We start from the raw sequence: 16,316 nt of genomic DNA, 5'->3' as shown, positions 1-16,316 counted from the left end.
CAGCGCCATTGGTGCTGGATGCCATTTGCCGATAGACAACAGCGCAGCGTGCCCAGTCAGTGGATACATTGCGGTGATGACGACACCCACCTTGCATGATTACTCCCCCCGCGTTTCTGGCGGTGTTGCTGTTTTTAACCAACACGCTAGGATTGCATATGAGTACTTCAACCGATGCCCGTCCCGCTGACAAGCGTGCGGACGCGCTTAAAACCCCAGCCCACCGCAACGCTAAAGACGCCCGCTTTGAAGAAGAAGCGCGCGATCTTGAACGCGTTTTGCCCGCCTCCAAAAAAGTCTATATCCAAGGCTCACGCCCAGATATTCAAGTGCCGATGCGCGAGATTACCTTAACCGACACCCCTGTCGGCGGTACAGGCGCAAAAGAAGGCGAGCACAACCCGCCGTTTTATGTCTATGACACCTCAGGCGTCTACACCGACCCCAATCACAGCGTGGACTTGACCCGTGGTCTGCCCAAGCTGCGTGAGGCGTGGATTGAGGAGCGCGGCGATACCGAACGCTTAGAGCAGCTATCGAGCAGCTATGGTCAAGCGCGCGAGCGTGACATCACCACTGCCAATTTGCGCTTTGCACATATCGACAAGCCGCGCCGTGCCAAAGCGGGCGCGAACGTCACGCAAATGTACTATGCGCGCCGCGGTATCATCACCCCAGAGATGGAATACATCGCCATCCGCGAGACGCAAAAACAGCACGAGCTGACGGACATGCGCCAGCACGAGGGCGAGAGCTTTGGCGCAGGGACGCCAAGCATCATCACCCCTGAATTTGTACGCGATGAAGTGGCGGCAGGTCGCGCTATCATTCCAAACAACATCAACCACCCAGAAAGCGAGCCGATGATTATTGGGCGTAACTTTTTGGTAAAAATCAACGCCAATATCGGCAACTCGGCGCTGGGCTCATCGATTGATGAAGAAGTGTCCAAGATGACGTGGGCCACGCGCTGGGGCGCGGACACCATCATGGACTTGTCAACAGGCAACCACATCCACGAAACCCGCGAATGGCTGATTCGCAACTCGCCTGTGCCGATTGGGACCGTGCCGATTTATCAAGCGCTCGAAAAAGTAGACGGCGTGGCCGAAGATTTAACGTGGGAGATTTTCCGCGATACTTTGATTGAGCAAGCCGAGCAAGGCGTGGATTATTTCACCATTCACGCAGGCGTACTGCTCCGCTATGTCCCTTTGACTGCCCAGCGCTTGACGGGCATCGTCTCACGCGGCGGCTCGATTATGGCGCAGTGGTGCTTGGCGCATCATAAAGAAAACTTCCTGTACACGCATTTTGAAGAGATTTGCGAGATTATGAAGGCGTACGATGTGGCGTTCAGCCTAGGTGATGGTCTGCGCCCTGGCTGTATCCAAGATGCCAATGACGAGGCGCAATTTGGCGAGCTAAAAACCTTGGGCGAGCTGACGCAAATCGCGTGGGAACACGACGTGCAGGTGATGATTGAAGGTCCTGGACACGTGGCGATGAACCGCATTAAAGAAAACATGGAGCTGCAACTGGAAGTCTGTGCCGATGCGCCGTTTTATACCCTCGGGCCCTTAACCACCGACATCGCGCCTGGCTATGACCACATTACCAGCGCGATTGGCGCGGCGATGATTGGCTGGTTTGGCACCGCGATGCTGTGCTATGTGACGCCAAAAGAGCATTTGGGTCTGCCCAATAAAAAGGACGTCAAAGACGGCATCATCACTTATAAAATCGCCGCGCACGCCGCCGACCTTGCCAAAGGACACCCTGGCGCGCAGGCACGTGACAATGCCCTATCTAAAGCGCGTTTTGAATTCCGCTGGGATGACCAGTTTAACTTGGCACTCGACCCAGATACCGCGCGCGAATATCACGATGAGACCTTGCCCAAAGACGCGCACAAATCGGCACACTTTTGCTCAATGTGTGGGCCAAAGTTCTGCTCGATGAAAATCACCCAAAATGTGCGTGAGTATGCCGCAGGTCTTGACCACGGCGTAAATACCAGCACAGGCGACTTGAGCGATGAAGAGCACCGCATCAAGCGCGTGGACACCGAGCTGGTCGGACAAGTTGGCGAAGCGAGCCTCGATGAAGTGCGTCAAGGTATGGCGGAGATGAGCGAAAAGTACCACGCAGAAGGACGCCAGTTGTATAAAGAAGTATAAATTTTCTGCTTATTAAATTTTTTCTATAGTTCATCAAAAGCCCGAATCTGTACATCAGGTTCGGGCTTTTTTTGTTTATATTTTAAGAAAATCTTTTAGGCAGGCCAGCGCAGCTCAATCACCGTACCCCCTGCCGCGCTCAGATAACAGCGCGCTGTGCCATGATGCGCTTGTGCAATCGCCGCCACCACCGCCAGCCCCAAGCCGCTGCCATTATTGGTCACTTCTGTGGCGCGATAAAACGCCACAAACACTTGCTCAATGCGTTCAGGCGCGATGCCTGGTCCGTCATCTTCTACGCTCAGACAATAAAAGCCGTCTTCATGGCGCGTTTGGATACGCACTGTGCCTGCGAGCGCATAGCGGCTGGCATTTTCTAATAAGGCTAATAAAGCTTGGCGGATACGCACCGCATCACACTGCATCCACACGACCTGTGCGTCGATGATGACCTGCTGCCCTGCCGCCTGTAGCATGCCGCTTGCCAAGTCCGCGACCGTTTTGATTTCTGCTGTGATATCGACCCGCGTCTGGCTGATGTGCAGCTCACCACTGTTCATCAAACTGAGCACGCGCAAATCATCAATCAGCCGCGATAAGCCATCAACTTGTGCCAGCAGCCTTAAAAACTGGTCTTTATCAGGCGTAAATACCCCTTCGGCAAGCCCTTGCAAGCGCCCGCGCAGGATGGTGACGGGCGTTCTTAGCTCATGCGCGATGGCGGCATTCCAAAACGCCTGCGCGTCGGTCATCTGTTGCAGCTTTTCGGCTAAGGAGTTAAAGTCATCCGCGAGCAGCGCCGCCTCCCCAAGCGAACGGTCACCGACGGTCGCACGCACTGCCAAATCGCCTTTTGCCACTTGGCGAATGCCGTCTGCCACAGAGTTCAGTGGCTCTAAAATCCGTCTCGACAGCTTGACCGCGACGCTGATGGACACCACAATCGCGATGCTAAAGGTCGCGGCAATCCATGCCCATTCTGGCAACGAGGGCGCAAAGTCGCTTTCGCTTGGCATGTTGCTCGGCCAGTATTTGTTCCAAATATAATAAAACGCAAACGAGCCAAGCGTGACCAAGAACGCCGTGCCCAGCGCGATTTTTATCATGGACAGTGCAATCTGGCGACTGAGCCCTGACAGCCTCATCCCTCCCCCTGAAAGCGGTAGCCGACCCCGCGCACGCCTGCAGGAATGCCCTCAATACCAACGCGCGCAAGCTTTTTGCGAATCTTGCTGACGTGGCTGTCTACTGTGCGCTCTAACGCATCGCCCTCAGGCAAGCAAGCACTCAGTAGCTCGTCCCGCGTAAACACGCGCTTGGGCGCGGCGAGCAGATGCGTCAGCAGTTTGAATTCGGTCAAAGTCAGCGGCAAAAGATGGCGCTCGCCTGCGAATACGGTGGTGATTTCATGACTCTCAAAATCCACCTCAAAAGGCGCAATGTGTAGCCGCTTGGGCGCGGCTTGTTGCTGCGCGGCGTGCGTGCGCCTGAGCACCGCCTGCACCCTTGCCACCACTTCAGCAGGGTTAAAGGGCTTGATCACATAATCGTCCGCGCCCGTTCTGAGCGCTTTGAGTTTATCCCTGTCTTGGTCCATGGCGGTCAGCATAATGATGGGGGTTTGCGTCGTCTGCCGCAAAGCGCTCAGCACCTGCCAGCCATCCATTTTGGGCAAATGAATGTCCAATAAAATCAAATCAGGCGTCATGCGCTCTTGTAGCACCAGCGCTTGTTGTCCATCAGCGGCATGAATGGTGCGCATACCACTGTGCGCCAGATACGCCGCCAAAATGTCAGCAATCTCCAGCGCATCTTCGACAATCAAAATCAGCGCCTGCGTCGTACTGCTGGCGTCTGTGTCGGGGGCGCTCTGCCATGCTGGCGCGTCTGAATGCGGCTCATTCATGTCCATCAAATCTCCATACTTGCACGGTAGACTGCGCGTATCGTTCGCGCGGTCCGTCCGCTTCATTGCAACAAAAAGGATACCTCAGTGAGGAAAATAAATATATGTGTATGTAGTGGCCTACATATATTGGCCCTACTGTTTTTGGTCGGTTGTGGTCAGCCGCAAAGCGAGGCACCAGCAGAGGCGGCGGCAGCGACAGAGGTCGTGCCTGTGGTCGCCACCTTGAGCGTCACCCCCAAACCCTTGGACGTCTTTGAAGTGCTGCCTGGTCGCGTGGTGGCGGTACGCAGCGCTGAGATTCGCCCGCAAGTCACAGGTATCGTCAAGCGGCGACTGTTTGCTCAAGGCTCAGAAGTCAAAGCAGGGCAACCGCTGTTTCAAATCGAAGCCGCACCGTTTCGCGCCGAAGCGGACATCGCCACCGCCGATGCACAAAAAGCGGAAGTCAGCCTGCAAGCCGCCATCAGCAAAGTCAATCGTTTGCAGCCCTTGATTGCAGTTGAGGCCATCAGTCGCCAAGAGTACGACGATGCGGTCGCCGCCCGCGAAGAGGCGCGCGCGCAAGTGGCTCAAGCCAAAGCCACGCTGGATCGGCGCTTGCTCGATGTGGACTTTGCCACCGTTACCGCGCCCATCTCAGGACTGATTGACCAGACCCTCGTCAGCGAGGGTGCTTTGGTGTCGAGTACCGACAGCACGCCTATGGCACAAATTCAGCAAATAGACCAAGTGTTTGTAGACATTCGCCAACCTGCCGCCTCATTGGATGCCACACGCCGCCTACTCAGCAACCCTGCTGCCAAAAAAATCGCTGCCAGAACCGAGATTTTGCGTAGTGATGGCAGCGCCTACCCTGTCAGCGGTCAGATTTTATTCTCAGGGGTCAGCGTCGACTCCAGTACGGGTGACGTGTTGCTGCGGGTGCTGGTTAACAATACCCAGCGTGCGCTACTGCCTGGCATGCTGGTCAATGCCCGCGTCATGAGCGCCAGCAACAAGGACGCCTTGAGCGTGCCGCAGCAAGCGGTGGTACATATCGCCGAAAAAGCACACGTCTGGACGATTGACGCCAACAACCAAGCGCACATGACGCCTGTTGAGCTCGGCGCTTTGGTCAATGGCTATTATCACATTGTCTCTGGCATTGATGCCAATGCGCAAGTGGTGATTGAGGGTATCGATCGTCTGCAAGACAAAACGGTCGTTAAGCGTCGCCCTTGGACAGCGCCAACCGCGCAGACCGCCCCCACCGCTTCTTAATTTTGCGCAGAGAATACGTTTATGTCCCAGTTTTTTATACAGCGTCCAATATTTGCATGGGTGATTGCTTTATTCATCATTTTGTTTGGCTGTCTTGCCATCCCAAAGCTGCCCATCGCGCGCTATCCTTCGGTCGCGCCGCCCACCGTCAGCATCATGGCGACCTACCCAGGCGCCAGCCCGCAGGCAATGAATGACGGGGTGCTGAGTTTGATTGAAGGCGAGCTGTCGAGCGTCAAAAACTTGATGTACTTTGAGTCCTCAGCGGACAATTCAGGCTCCGCCTCCATCACCGCCACCTTTAAACCTGGCACCGACCCCAATATGGCACAGGTCGACATTCAAAACCAGCTAAAAACCATCGAGTCGCGCCTGCCGCAAGCGGTACGCCAAAGCGGTCTGACCGTAGAGTCTGCCAGCGCCAACTTTTTGATGATTGTCGGTCTAAAGTCTGATGATGGGCGCTATGATGAAATCACGCTCAATGACTATATGGCGCGCAACATCATCGAAGAGCTGCGCCGTATTGATGGCGTTGGGCGCATACAGTCGTTCGGCTCAGAAAAGGCGATGCGCATTTGGGTTGACCCGAGCAAACTGTCGGCGCTCAGCCTGACCATGAACGACGTTGCCACCGCCATCACCCAGCAAAACGCGCAAATTGCCCCTGGCAGTATTGGCGCTGCGCCCACGATATCAGGGCAGCGCGTGACGGTGCCTTTGACCGCGCAAGGGCAGCTGACCGATGTGGATGCCTTCTCGCGCATTGTGCTGCGTGCCAATACCAATGGCGCAACTGTCGTGTTGAGCGATGTGGCGCGGGTAGAGATTGGCTCGCAGTCTTACGGCTTTATCAACCGCGAAAATGGCAAAACCGCCACCGCCGCTGCCATTCAGTTGGCGCCTGGTGCCAACGCGGTCAAGACAGCAGAAGCAGTGCAAGCGCGTATGGCAGAGCTGAGCCGCAGCTTACCATCAGGCATGAGCTACTCGACCCCGTTTAATACCGCGCCTTTTGTAAAAATCTCTATTCAAAAAGTCATCCATACCTTGCTTGAGGCGATGGTGTTGGTGTTCTTGGTGATGTATTTGTTTTTGCAAAAATTCCGCTACACCTTAATTCCCGCGATTGTCGCGCCCATTGCCTTGTTGGGCACGTTCACCATCATGCTCATCGCTGGGTTTTCTATTAATGTGCTGACCATGTTTGGTATGGTGCTTGCCATCGGTATTATTGTCGATGATGCCATTGTGGTGGTCGAAAATGTCGAGCGCTTGATGGCCGAAGAAGGCTTGTCGCCAAAAGCGGCAACCGTAAAAGCGATGCGCGAAATCACTGGCGCTATTATTGCCATCACCTTGGTGTTGACGGCGGTGTTTATTCCGATGGCGTTTGCCAGTGGCTCGGTGGGCGTGATTTACAAGCAATTTGCCTTATCCATGGCGGTATCGATTTTATTCTCTGCCTTTTTGGCGCTCACGCTGACCCCTGCCCTGTGCGCGACCTTGCTGCGTCCTGTGAATCAAGAAACGCACAGCAAACGTGGGTTTTTTAAATGGTTTAATCACCGCTTTGAGCGCATGAATCAGCGTTATGAGACGCAGGTCGGCACGCTGGCAAAGCGCTCAGGGCGCATGATGCTGGTGTTTGTGGCACTGGTTGCCGCCTTGGTGGTCACCTTTCGTCAGCTACCGTCGTCCTTTTTGCCTGAAGAAGACCAAGGCTATTTTATGAGCAGTTTTCAGCTGCCTGCGGACGCCACCACCGAGCGCACCTTGGCGGTGGTCAAGCAGTTCGAGCAATACGTCAGTACCCGCCCTGCGATTGAATCGACCATGACGGTGATTGGGTTTGGTTTTTCAGGTTCAGGCACCAATACCGCGCTCAGCTTTACCACCTTGCGCGATTGGCAAACGCGTAGCGACACCTCAACCAGTAAAGAGCTGGAAAAAGCGCAAGCGGCGATGGCTGACGTGTCAGAAGGCACCGTGATGCATATGCTGCCGCCTGCGATTGATGAGCTTGGTACCAGCTCTGATATTGGCTTCTTTTTACAAGACCGTGGCAATCAAGGCTACGCGGCGCTCAAAGATGCCGAAGCCAAAATGCTCGCATTGGTACAAAGCAGTAAAAAACTCAGCGACGTCTACGCCGATGGCTTGCCTGCGGGCACCAGTATCGACTTAGACATCAACCGTAAAAAAGCAGAAACCCTTGGCGTCTCGTTTACTGACATCAGCGACACCTTGTCCACCGCGCTCGGCTCTTTGTATGTCAATGACTTTCCAAACGAAGGGCGCATGCAGCAAGTCATCGTCCAAGCCGATGCGCCCGCGCGAATGCAAATCGACGATGTGCTGAGTCTGTACGTACGTAACCGTGCAGGCGGTATGGTGCCGTTGTCTGAGTTTGTCACCCCTCATTGGCGCAACACGCCGCCGCAGTTCACGCGCTTTCAGGGTTACCCTGCGCTGCGTCTCTCAGGCAGTGCGGCGGCGGGCGTCTCAAGTGGTGAGGCAATGGCAGAAATCAACCGTCTCGCCGCCGAGCTGCCGTCAGGCTTTACCGTTGCGTGGACGGGGCAGGCGCTACAAGAGCAGCAATCCGCACAGCAAGCGCCGATACTGATGGCGCTGTCGATGCTGGTGGTGTTCTTGGTGCTGGCGGCACTGTATGAGAGCTGGTCGATTCCGCTATCGGTGCTACTCGTTGTGCCGCTCGGTTTGCTCGGTGCGGTACTGGCGGTCACCATCCGCGACTTGCCCAACGACGTGTTTTTTAAAGTCGGGATGATTACCGTCATCGGTCTGTCTGCCAAAAATGCCATCTTAATCGTGGAGTTTGCCAAGCAGCTGCGCGAAGAGGGCAACGGACTGGTGCAATCTGCCGTGATGGCGGCGCGCTTGCGCCTGCGTCCTATTTTGATGACCTCGCTGGCGTTCGGTCTGGGCGTGGTGCCGTTGATGCTGGCAAGTGGTGCCAGCGCTGAGACGCAGCACGCGATTGGGACGGGCGTCTTTGGCGGCATGGTCAGTGCCACGCTGTTGGCCATCTATTTTGTGCCGATGTTCTTTGTGGTGGTGATGAGTGCGCAAGAGCGCATCAGGGAGTGGCGACACAAAGCAAAACACAGCTAAGCCAAGTTTTGTAGGGTTCAATAGGTTTATTAAAAAACCCCAACGCGCATCACTACGCGTTGGGGTTTTGCTTTTGTGCAGCGGTCTGGGTCTTGGCTCAGTTTACACCTTTGATGCCTGATAAATCTCATCAATCGAAGCGTTAATGGTGTCGGCAAATGCTTCATCGCTTTGCTGCTTGCTCAAGCCTTCGGTAAAGGCGCGTGAGAAGCTGGCGATGATGCCTGGGTTTTCGGCAAGTTTGGCACAGGCGTCGGTACGGCTATAGCCACCTGACAGTGCCACGACTTTGAGCACTTTTGGATGATCAACGAGCTCTTGGTAAAAGCCCGCTTCTTCAGGCAAAGTCAGTTTGAGCATCACTTGCTGGTCATCGTTTAAGCGCTCAAGGTTGTTTAGGATATTCACCTTTAACAGACGCTCACAGCCAATTTTGTCCGCGCTGTTGATGTCCACCTCTGGCTCAACGATGGGCATCAAACCCTTTGATAGGATTTGTTTTGCCACGTCAAACTGCTGCTGTACCACCAGTTCAATACCGTCGACGTTTGGCTCATAGATGACCGAGCGCATTTTGGTGCCGAACACCGCATAGTTTTTGGCTTTATCCAATAATAAATCTAGGTTTGGCATCGGCTTCATGACTTGTACGCCGCTCATTTGCTCAGCCAGCCCTTTATCGACCTTTAAAAACGGCACAATGTTTTTGTCATGCCACAGATAGTCGGCGGTTGGCTTACCATTGACTTCGCGCTCCATGGTGTCTTCAAACAAAATCGCGCCAAGCACGCGCTCACTGTCAAAGCAGTCGCAAGTCATGATACGCGCACGCATCTCGTGTACCTGCTCAAACATCGCCTCATCGCTGTCATACGCATCGCTCTCAACGCCGTAGTTGGCGAGCGCTTTTGGCGTGCTGCCGCCACTTTGGTCAAGCGCGGCGATAAAGCCAGAACCGTCTTTGATACGCTGTAATTGTTTTTGATATTCCATGGGATGCTCATCCTGTTTATTGTTGATAAAAGTCCAATTTTATCAGAAAAAATCGTGTCGCTGCCATGCCAATGCCAGCCAACTTGTGTGCAAAACACCTTACCACACCGCGCGCAGATTGCCTATGCTCACGCGCCGTCCGTCACCATAAAATAACAGGACGATAGCCGCAGCACTCATGCAGCGCATCGCGCTTAACTCAAGCATTTATAATAAAAACAGCACCAGCACGCAGGCGATGGCGAGCGCGATGCCGAGCATATTAATACCGCTTAAACGCTCTTTAAACACGCCGACACCGATGATGCTGGCAAGCGCAATCACCCCGACATTCATCGCAGTAAAAACAATGCTTGGGCTGTCCGCAAGCACCTGATGCGCACGCACATAGGCATAAATGTTGCCCATATTCAGCGCGCCAAGCAGCACGCCTGCCATAAGTGCACGCGGCTGCCAATTGGGGCGCTGCATCAGCAAATATAGGAACAGCAACACGCCCGCCACGCCAAAGCTCACAAACAAGGTCAACGGAAACGCCGCGCCTTGTTTGGCGACTTGTTTAAATAGTACATCAATCGCCCCGTAGCCTGCCCACACCGCAAACAGCCAAAAGGATAACGTGCTGACGTTGGCTATCGGCGTATTTTGCGTTTTAGCATCCGTGCTGTCTTTAGGTTGCGATGGACGATACACCAGCGCGATAAGTGCCAAAAAGCCAAGCGCCAAACCAAGCAAGCGCGTCATCGACACGCTGTCGCCAAACCACACAAAGGCAGCAATAATCGGAATAATCAGCGACAAGCGCTGCGCGGCATCGGTCGCCACCATTCCCGCCACGCCAATCGCGCGCCCAAGCACCACAAACACCGTCGGCAGCAGCACCCCAAGCGCCACAATAATCGCCCACGCCGTTCCCGTTAAGCTACCAATGCCCGCCGTATCAGGCGCGAGCAGTAACAAGGTAAGCAAAAACGCAATCGGATAGCCTGCCAAGATGGTCTGACGAATGTCCAAGTCCGCTTGACGCAGCAGCTTTAACAGCACCGAGACGCTGACGCTGCACAACACAGCAATACTAAGATAAAGCATAAAAAGAGCCTGCAATAAAAACCAAAACACGCCCTATACGGAGCAAAGGTACAGAGCACGTAAAAACGTGCAGACGGTAGCAAGCTCTTACGCGTACGTCTATCGGTTTTTGGTGAGGCTGTACAGACAATGCCTGTTTTTGCAACCCTATTTGTCGGTGTCTGATGCATGCAAATTACAATTACCATGCAGGTTTTGGCGGTATGATTTGTTAAAATGACGCATCATTTTTATTAAAGTAACGACGCGGATGTCTGTCTTCCCGCGCGTTTTGTGCTGCCTATGAATGCTTTATTTCGCTTTTTTGAATCTCGCCTGCCCGCCTTTCCAGAGACGCCTATGCCGCTGCCCCGTCATGGGCTATTGCGCTTTATTTGGGCATGTACCCACGGTCTGCGCGGCTGGCTGCTGCTGTTTATGGTGCTCTCGGCGGGCGTCGGTGTCTATGAGGCGATGCTGTTTGCGTGGATTGGTAATCTCGTCGATTGGCTCGGCATGTATACGCCTGAAACCTTGTGGCTTGAAAAAGGCGACATGCTGCTACTCATGTTCGCGGTACTGATTTTAAGTCCGCTATGGATTGCCTTGTCGTCTTTGGTACATTTTCAGGTGATTCAGGGCGTGTTTCCGATGCAGATGCGCTGGCGCTTTCACCGCCGTATGCTCGGGCAGTCGATGCAGTTTTATCAAGACGAGTTTTCAGGACGCGTGTCGGCAAAAGTGATGCAGACCGCGCTTGCCGTGCGTGATACGGTGATGACCATCACCGACATGATGATGTACGTGACCGTGTACTTTGTCACCACGGGGGTGATTTTATTTAACCTAGACAGCTTGCTGCTGATTCCTTTTGCCATTTGGCTGGTGCTGTTTGGCGCGGCGATGTGGTATTTCATTCCCAAGCTAAAACGCACCGCGATTGTACAGGCGGACGCGCGCGCCTTGATGACAGGGCGCATCACCGACGCCTATGCCAATATCATGACCGTCAAATTGTTTAGCCATTCGCGCCGTGAGCTGGGCTATGCCAAGCACGCGATGGGGCAGTTTTTGGGTACGGTACACGCGCAGATGCGCTGGGTCAGCTACCTTGAGGTGGTCAACCACATCATCAGTGTGACCTTGATTGGCTCAACCGCGATTATCGGTATTTATTTGTGGCAAGAAGGCGCAGTCGGTGTGGGCGCGATTGCCGCCGCGACTGCTATGGCGCTGCGTCTAAATGGTCTCACGCACTGGATTATGTGGCAGACCAGCAGTCTGTTTGAGAGTATCGGCACGGTGCAAGATGGCATGCGTACCCTCTCCACACCGCACGCGATTACCGACCGTCCTGACGCCAAAGACTTGAACGTCACCGATGGGCACATCGTCTTTGACCATGTGGATTTTAGTTATGATGATAAAGGCGACACCTTAACCGACAATGAAGGCGACACGGTCGATAGCGTCGCTACCCCTGCCAGTAAGCAAAAAACCATCAAGCTGCTCGATGACTTTTATTTAGACATCAAAGCGGGTGAAAAAATCGGCTTGGTCGGGCGCTCAGGCGCGGGTAAATCGACTTTGGTTAATCTGTTATTGCGTTTTTACGACGTTGATAGCGGTAAGATTTGTATCGATGGGCAAGCGATTGACGCGGTCACGCAAGAGTCATTGCGCCAGACCATCGGCATGGTGACTCAGGACACCTCCTTACTACACCGCACGGTGCGTGAAAACATCGCCTACGGTCGCCCCGATGCCACCGATGATGAGATTATTGCCGCCACCAAAAAAGCGCAGGCGTGGGAATTTATCCAAGCGCTGCGTGATGATAAAGGCAATACCGGACTCGATACCCAAGTTGGTGAACGCGGGGTGAAGCTCTCAGGCGGACAGCGCCAACGTATCGCCATTGCCCGCGTGATGCTCAAAAACGCGCCGATTCTACTGCTCGATGAGGCGACCAGTGCGCTGGATTCTGAGATTGAATTTGCGATTACGGAGAGTCTGAATGACATCATGACGGGCAAAACCGTGATTGCCATCGCGCACCGTTTATCCACCATTGCCGCACTCGACAGATTGGTGGTGATGGACAAAGGACACATCATTGAGCAAGGCAGCCATGACGAATTGCTTGAACTCGACGGCGTATACGCCAAGCTGTGGCAACGTCAAAGCGGCGGCTTTTTGGGCGAGGCATAACGTGATTGGGCAGCAATTGATGCATAAAAACGGTCGCTGCGATGCCTGATACGTTGCCGCAAGTCTTACCTGACAATCTGCTGCCTTATGATGGCGCGCTGTATGATTTGGGCTTACTCACTCATCCAAAGTACCCCGCAGACGCCTGTTACGAGCAACTGCTTGAGTTGCCGTGGCAGGCGGACAAGGTCACATTATTTGGAAAGACGCACATCACCAAACGGCGCGTGGTGTGGATGGGTAATGATGGCATCCGCTATCGCTATTCGGGACACACACGCCACAGTATCCCGTGGCATCCGCTGATCTATGACATCAAGCGGCAAATTGAAGCCAAATTACACGCACTTGGCATATTAAAGACCGCAGACGATTATTTTAACGCCTGCTTATTAAATGACTATCCCACAGGCAATGAAGGCATGGGCTATCACGCGGACAATGAAGCCGCGCTCGGTGATGCGCCGCTGATTGCCACCTGGTCACTGGGCGCTACTCGCAAAGTCGCCTTTAAACATCAGCGCACAGGCTGCCGCATTGAGCTATTATTGCCAAGCGGCACGCTTAATCTGATGGCAGGCGCGACGCAAACGCATTGGAAACATACCATTCCCAAGACCAAAAAGGTCGATACAGGGCGCATCAGCATGACCTTTCGGCGTATCCTGTTTTAACTACTGATTGTCATTATCAGGTCAGTAAATGACCGACTTGATGAGTCTATGCTCTATAAACAGTCATTTAAGCCTGCAAGACAATCTTGCCAAAGGCATCGCCTTTTTGTAGTTCATGATGCGCGGCAACCGCTTCTGATAACGGATAGACCTGCTGAATCTTTAAGGTCAATGTACCATCCGCGACCTGCTGCAGCACTCGCGCCATATCGTCACCGCTGCGCTGCGCTTTGTAGCCTGCCACTTGTAGATTTTTTTGCTCCCCTGCTTCTTTGAGCTTATCGACCCAAATCGTTGGCAACACATAGACGTGTGCGCCTGATTTGAGCGTATCGAGCGCACGCACTCCAGCATCACCACCGACCAAATCCAATAGCATATCGGCTTGTAAGTCAGGGAAGTCCTCATCTTTGGTGTAATCGATCCAGCCTGCCAGTGTGCTGGTGTCGATTAGTTCATCGAGCTTGGCGTATTTTTCTGGTGAGCAAATCACGCTGACTTTGATGTCGTCTTGAGCGATTTTTTGGGCTAAATATTGAATCAATAAATGCCCAACGCCGCCCGCTGGCGCATTGATGACCACATGCTCGCCCGCCTTAATGTCCGCAAATTCGACAAACTGTATCGCCGTTTGTCCGATACACGGCAGCGCCCCTGCTTGCTTGAGGCTCACAGACTCAGGCACTTTGGCGACCAGATTGGCATCGACTGCCACATATTCGGCGTAGCAGTTGCCATTGAATGACAGCGCCGCAACCTTGTCACCCACTTGGTAGGCGTCATCACGACTTGCGACCACTTCCCCTGCCACATCAAAACCCAAAATCGCAGGCTCGTTATTATCAAACTTGTCTTTTTGAATCGCCTCAGCGCCCCAGCCTTTGCCTTGGCGGGTTTTGTAATCCACAGGGTTGATACCTGTATAAGCAACTTTGATGAGCACTTGTCCATCGGTCAGCTCAGGCACAGCGACGCCGTCTTGGTAGTGCATGACTTCAGGGGCGCCAAACTCGCATATTAAAACAGCGTGCTGGCTGGTGGGTAGCTGATGGTTAGACATGGTTATATCCTTATAAGTATCTGTTATTTTCGTAGGCTATTGACGCCTTTTTAATTAGATAGCATCTGCCTTTTAATAAAAGCCGCGTCTTTGAATCATACAAAATCACGGTAATAAAAAAGCGTTACCAAACCCTATCACAATAAGCTCAGCTCTGCACTGATGGGCAGATGGTCGGAGAGGTCTGACCACGGCTTGCCGCTGTGTACCCATGCGCGTTTGACCGATAGGTTACGCACGTAGATGCGGTCGAGACTCAATACGGGCAGCTTGGCGGGGAAGGTCGGCTCCAGCTTGCCATGACAGACTTTAAAAGCTTCTGTCATACCAAGGTCACTTGCCAGCTTGTCACAAGACAGCTTTTTCCAATCGTTAAAATCACCTGCCAGCACCAAAGGCTGATCGGCAGCAATCTCATGGCGCACATAGTCGCTGATGGCTTGGTATTGTTTGATACGGTCGCGCTCAAACAGGTTTAAATGCGCGCACAACACCACCAGCGGACGCGACCAGCCCACAGGCTGCACTTCACAATGCAAGACGCCGCGCTGCTCAAGCCGATTTACGGTGATGTTCACATTGTGCTTGGGGTCTAACGGAAAACGACTGAGCACCGCATTGCCGTGATGCCCGTGGTCGTATTCGCAGTTTTTGCCATAGCTGTTTTCGAGCTGTAGATACTCGCCGAACCATTCGTGCTGCGACTGCTCGGGGTATTCGTTGTATTGCATGGTGCGCTTGAGATTTTGCCCTTGCACCTCTTGCAAGCACAAGACATCTGACCCGACCGACTCGAGCGCCTCGGCGATGCCTTGCATTTTGACCTGCCGGTTAAACAATGACATGCCTTTGTGGATGTTATAACTGGTCAATACAAAGGTATTTTTGCTCATAAAGGACGCCATTCAAATAAAAATAAACACATATTACTGCTGGAGCATAGCATACACCCGTTAACCGTACGTTTTTTCCAAATAATCAAGGATGTCTTTGGACTCAAACATCTGGGTATCGGTATTGGGATCAATCAGATAAGGAAACTGCAATTTGCCGTGCATCACCTCTTGCATGACGTGCTCACGCTTGCCGCCTTTGATGGGCTTGTATTTGCCCAGTCCCAAACGCATCCCGAATGCACCAATGTCCTCAATCTGCTCACGCGCGACACTGTGACTGATAAAGCCCACTTCAAGCTCACTCAGCTTTTCGCGCACGAGGCGACAAAACGGACTGGCTTCAAAGCCATACAGATGCAGCGGCTCATCAGGACGACCACGGGCTTGGTTTTTGTCAGGATGTACCGCTTTGACGCCGCGCATCATAGAGACCACGCTTGCCGCTTTATTAATCACGGTCGCCTTGTCACCATTAGGCGCTTGATAACGCTCTGGAGTCACGCCATTTTTGGAGTAGTTGGCAAACAGATGGTCAATGATGGCCTGTGAGTCCAAAATCTGATCCTCAGTATTGTCATCAATCAAAAACGGCACTTGCGCCTTACCCGCGCGCGCTTTCAACTCGTCACGATAGACATGCCCTTTGTGCGGGCTTGGACGGCTTTCATAATCAAGATTGAGGTGCGTCATCACCTCACGCACACGGCGCGAATAGGGGCAGGCTTCGTGCTCATAGAGTACCAGCATTTTTTCAGGCATGATGGGCTCAGGCGTGCCCATGTTGCCGCGCCCACCACGCAGTAAGGTACTGGTGGTGGCTTGCAGACTTTTTATATGGTGACCGATGACGTTGTTGGGAAGTATCATGAGGGTTGTCCTAGGTTATTGTTTTGATTATCGTGCAGGTACGGTACTTTTTATTGTAAA

General features: G+C 53.3%; 12 protein-coding genes. 5 read left to right on the top strand and 7 right to left on the bottom strand.

The window, feature by feature from the left end:
- Window positions 1–158: 158 nt before the first annotated feature.
- Entirely contained in the window at window positions 159–2,180 is a 2,022-nt protein-coding gene (gene thiC / locus JMW05_RS06775; RefSeq protein WP_201504566.1) for a phosphomethylpyrimidine synthase ThiC, read from the top strand.
- 95 nt (window positions 2,181–2,275) lie between these two features.
- Here thiC and JMW05_RS06770 read toward each other — a convergent pair whose 3' ends face one another.
- Window positions 2,276–3,325: an ATP-binding protein gene (locus JMW05_RS06770; RefSeq protein ID WP_201504565.1), complete on the bottom strand. Its 1,050-nt coding sequence runs from the start codon at window positions 3,323–3,325 to the stop codon at window positions 2,276–2,278.
- Window positions 3,322–4,092, bottom strand: coding sequence for a response regulator (locus JMW05_RS06765; RefSeq protein WP_227691467.1), 771 nt, complete (start codon window positions 4,090–4,092; stop codon window positions 3,322–3,324). Before JMW05_RS06765 ends, JMW05_RS06770 begins: the two co-directional genes overlap by 4 nt.
- 123 nt (window positions 4,093–4,215) lie before the next feature.
- On the opposite strand from JMW05_RS06765, the gene JMW05_RS06760 reads away from it, so the two are divergent.
- Together JMW05_RS06760 and JMW05_RS06755 are read left to right on the top strand one after the other, a co-directional pair.
- Window positions 4,216–5,349: an efflux RND transporter periplasmic adaptor subunit gene (locus tag JMW05_RS06760; protein WP_227691466.1), complete on the top strand. Its 1,134-nt coding sequence runs from the start codon at window positions 4,216–4,218 to the stop codon at window positions 5,347–5,349.
- 21 nt (window positions 5,350–5,370) lie between these two features.
- Window positions 5,371–8,487 carry an efflux RND transporter permease subunit gene (locus JMW05_RS06755; RefSeq protein WP_201504563.1) on the top strand — a complete coding sequence of 1,039 codons (3,117 nt, stop codon included), beginning with the start codon at window positions 5,371–5,373 and terminating at the stop codon, window positions 8,485–8,487.
- A gap of 102 nt (window positions 8,488–8,589) precedes the next feature.
- On the opposite strand, the gene JMW05_RS06750 is transcribed toward JMW05_RS06755, so the two are convergent.
- Window positions 8,590–9,480: a fructose bisphosphate aldolase gene (locus JMW05_RS06750; protein WP_201504562.1), complete on the bottom strand. Its 891-nt coding sequence runs from the start codon at window positions 9,478–9,480 to the stop codon at window positions 8,590–8,592.
- 207 nt (window positions 9,481–9,687) lie between these two features.
- Entirely contained in the window at window positions 9,688–10,569 is an 882-nt protein-coding gene (locus JMW05_RS06745; RefSeq protein ID WP_201504561.1) for an EamA/RhaT family transporter, read from the bottom strand.
- Between the two features lie 282 nt (window positions 10,570–10,851).
- Between JMW05_RS06745 and JMW05_RS06740 the strand changes: the two genes are divergently transcribed.
- Both JMW05_RS06740 and JMW05_RS06735 read left to right on the top strand, forming a co-directional pair.
- On the top strand, window positions 10,852–12,759 hold the full coding sequence (locus JMW05_RS06740) for an ABC transporter ATP-binding protein (RefSeq protein WP_201504560.1): 1,908 nt from the start codon (window positions 10,852–10,854) through the stop codon (window positions 12,757–12,759).
- A 41-nt stretch (window positions 12,760–12,800) separates the two neighbouring features.
- Window positions 12,801–13,433 carry an alpha-ketoglutarate-dependent dioxygenase AlkB family protein gene (locus tag JMW05_RS06735; protein WP_201504559.1) on the top strand — a complete coding sequence of 211 codons (633 nt, stop codon included), beginning with the start codon at window positions 12,801–12,803 and terminating at the stop codon, window positions 13,431–13,433.
- Window positions 13,434–13,500: 67 nt separating this feature from the next.
- On the opposite strand, the gene JMW05_RS06730 is transcribed toward JMW05_RS06735, so the two are convergent.
- The 3 genes from JMW05_RS06730 to JMW05_RS06720 all read right to left on the bottom strand — a co-directional run bounded on the left by JMW05_RS06730 (window position 13,501) and on the right by JMW05_RS06720 (window position 16,256).
- On the bottom strand, window positions 13,501–14,493 hold the full coding sequence (locus JMW05_RS06730) for an NADP-dependent oxidoreductase (RefSeq protein ID WP_201504558.1): 993 nt from the start codon (window positions 14,491–14,493) through the stop codon (window positions 13,501–13,503).
- 137 nt (window positions 14,494–14,630) lie between these two features.
- Window positions 14,631–15,386 (bottom strand): endonuclease/exonuclease/phosphatase family protein, encoded by a 756-nt coding sequence (locus tag JMW05_RS06725; protein WP_201504557.1) that lies wholly within the window; start codon window positions 15,384–15,386, stop codon window positions 14,631–14,633.
- A 60-nt stretch (window positions 15,387–15,446) separates the two neighbouring features.
- Window positions 15,447–16,256 carry a glutathione S-transferase N-terminal domain-containing protein gene (locus JMW05_RS06720; protein ID WP_201504556.1) on the bottom strand — a complete coding sequence of 270 codons (810 nt, stop codon included), beginning with the start codon at window positions 16,254–16,256 and terminating at the stop codon, window positions 15,447–15,449.
- Between the last annotated feature and the right edge of the window lie 60 nt (window positions 16,257–16,316).

Source organism: Psychrobacter aestuarii, assembly GCF_904846035.1.
Lineage (GTDB): Bacteria > Pseudomonadota > Gammaproteobacteria > Pseudomonadales > Moraxellaceae > Psychrobacter > Psychrobacter aestuarii.
The sequence above is the reverse complement of the archived record's forward strand: the minus strand, read 5'-3'. Positions and strand labels throughout refer to the sequence as shown.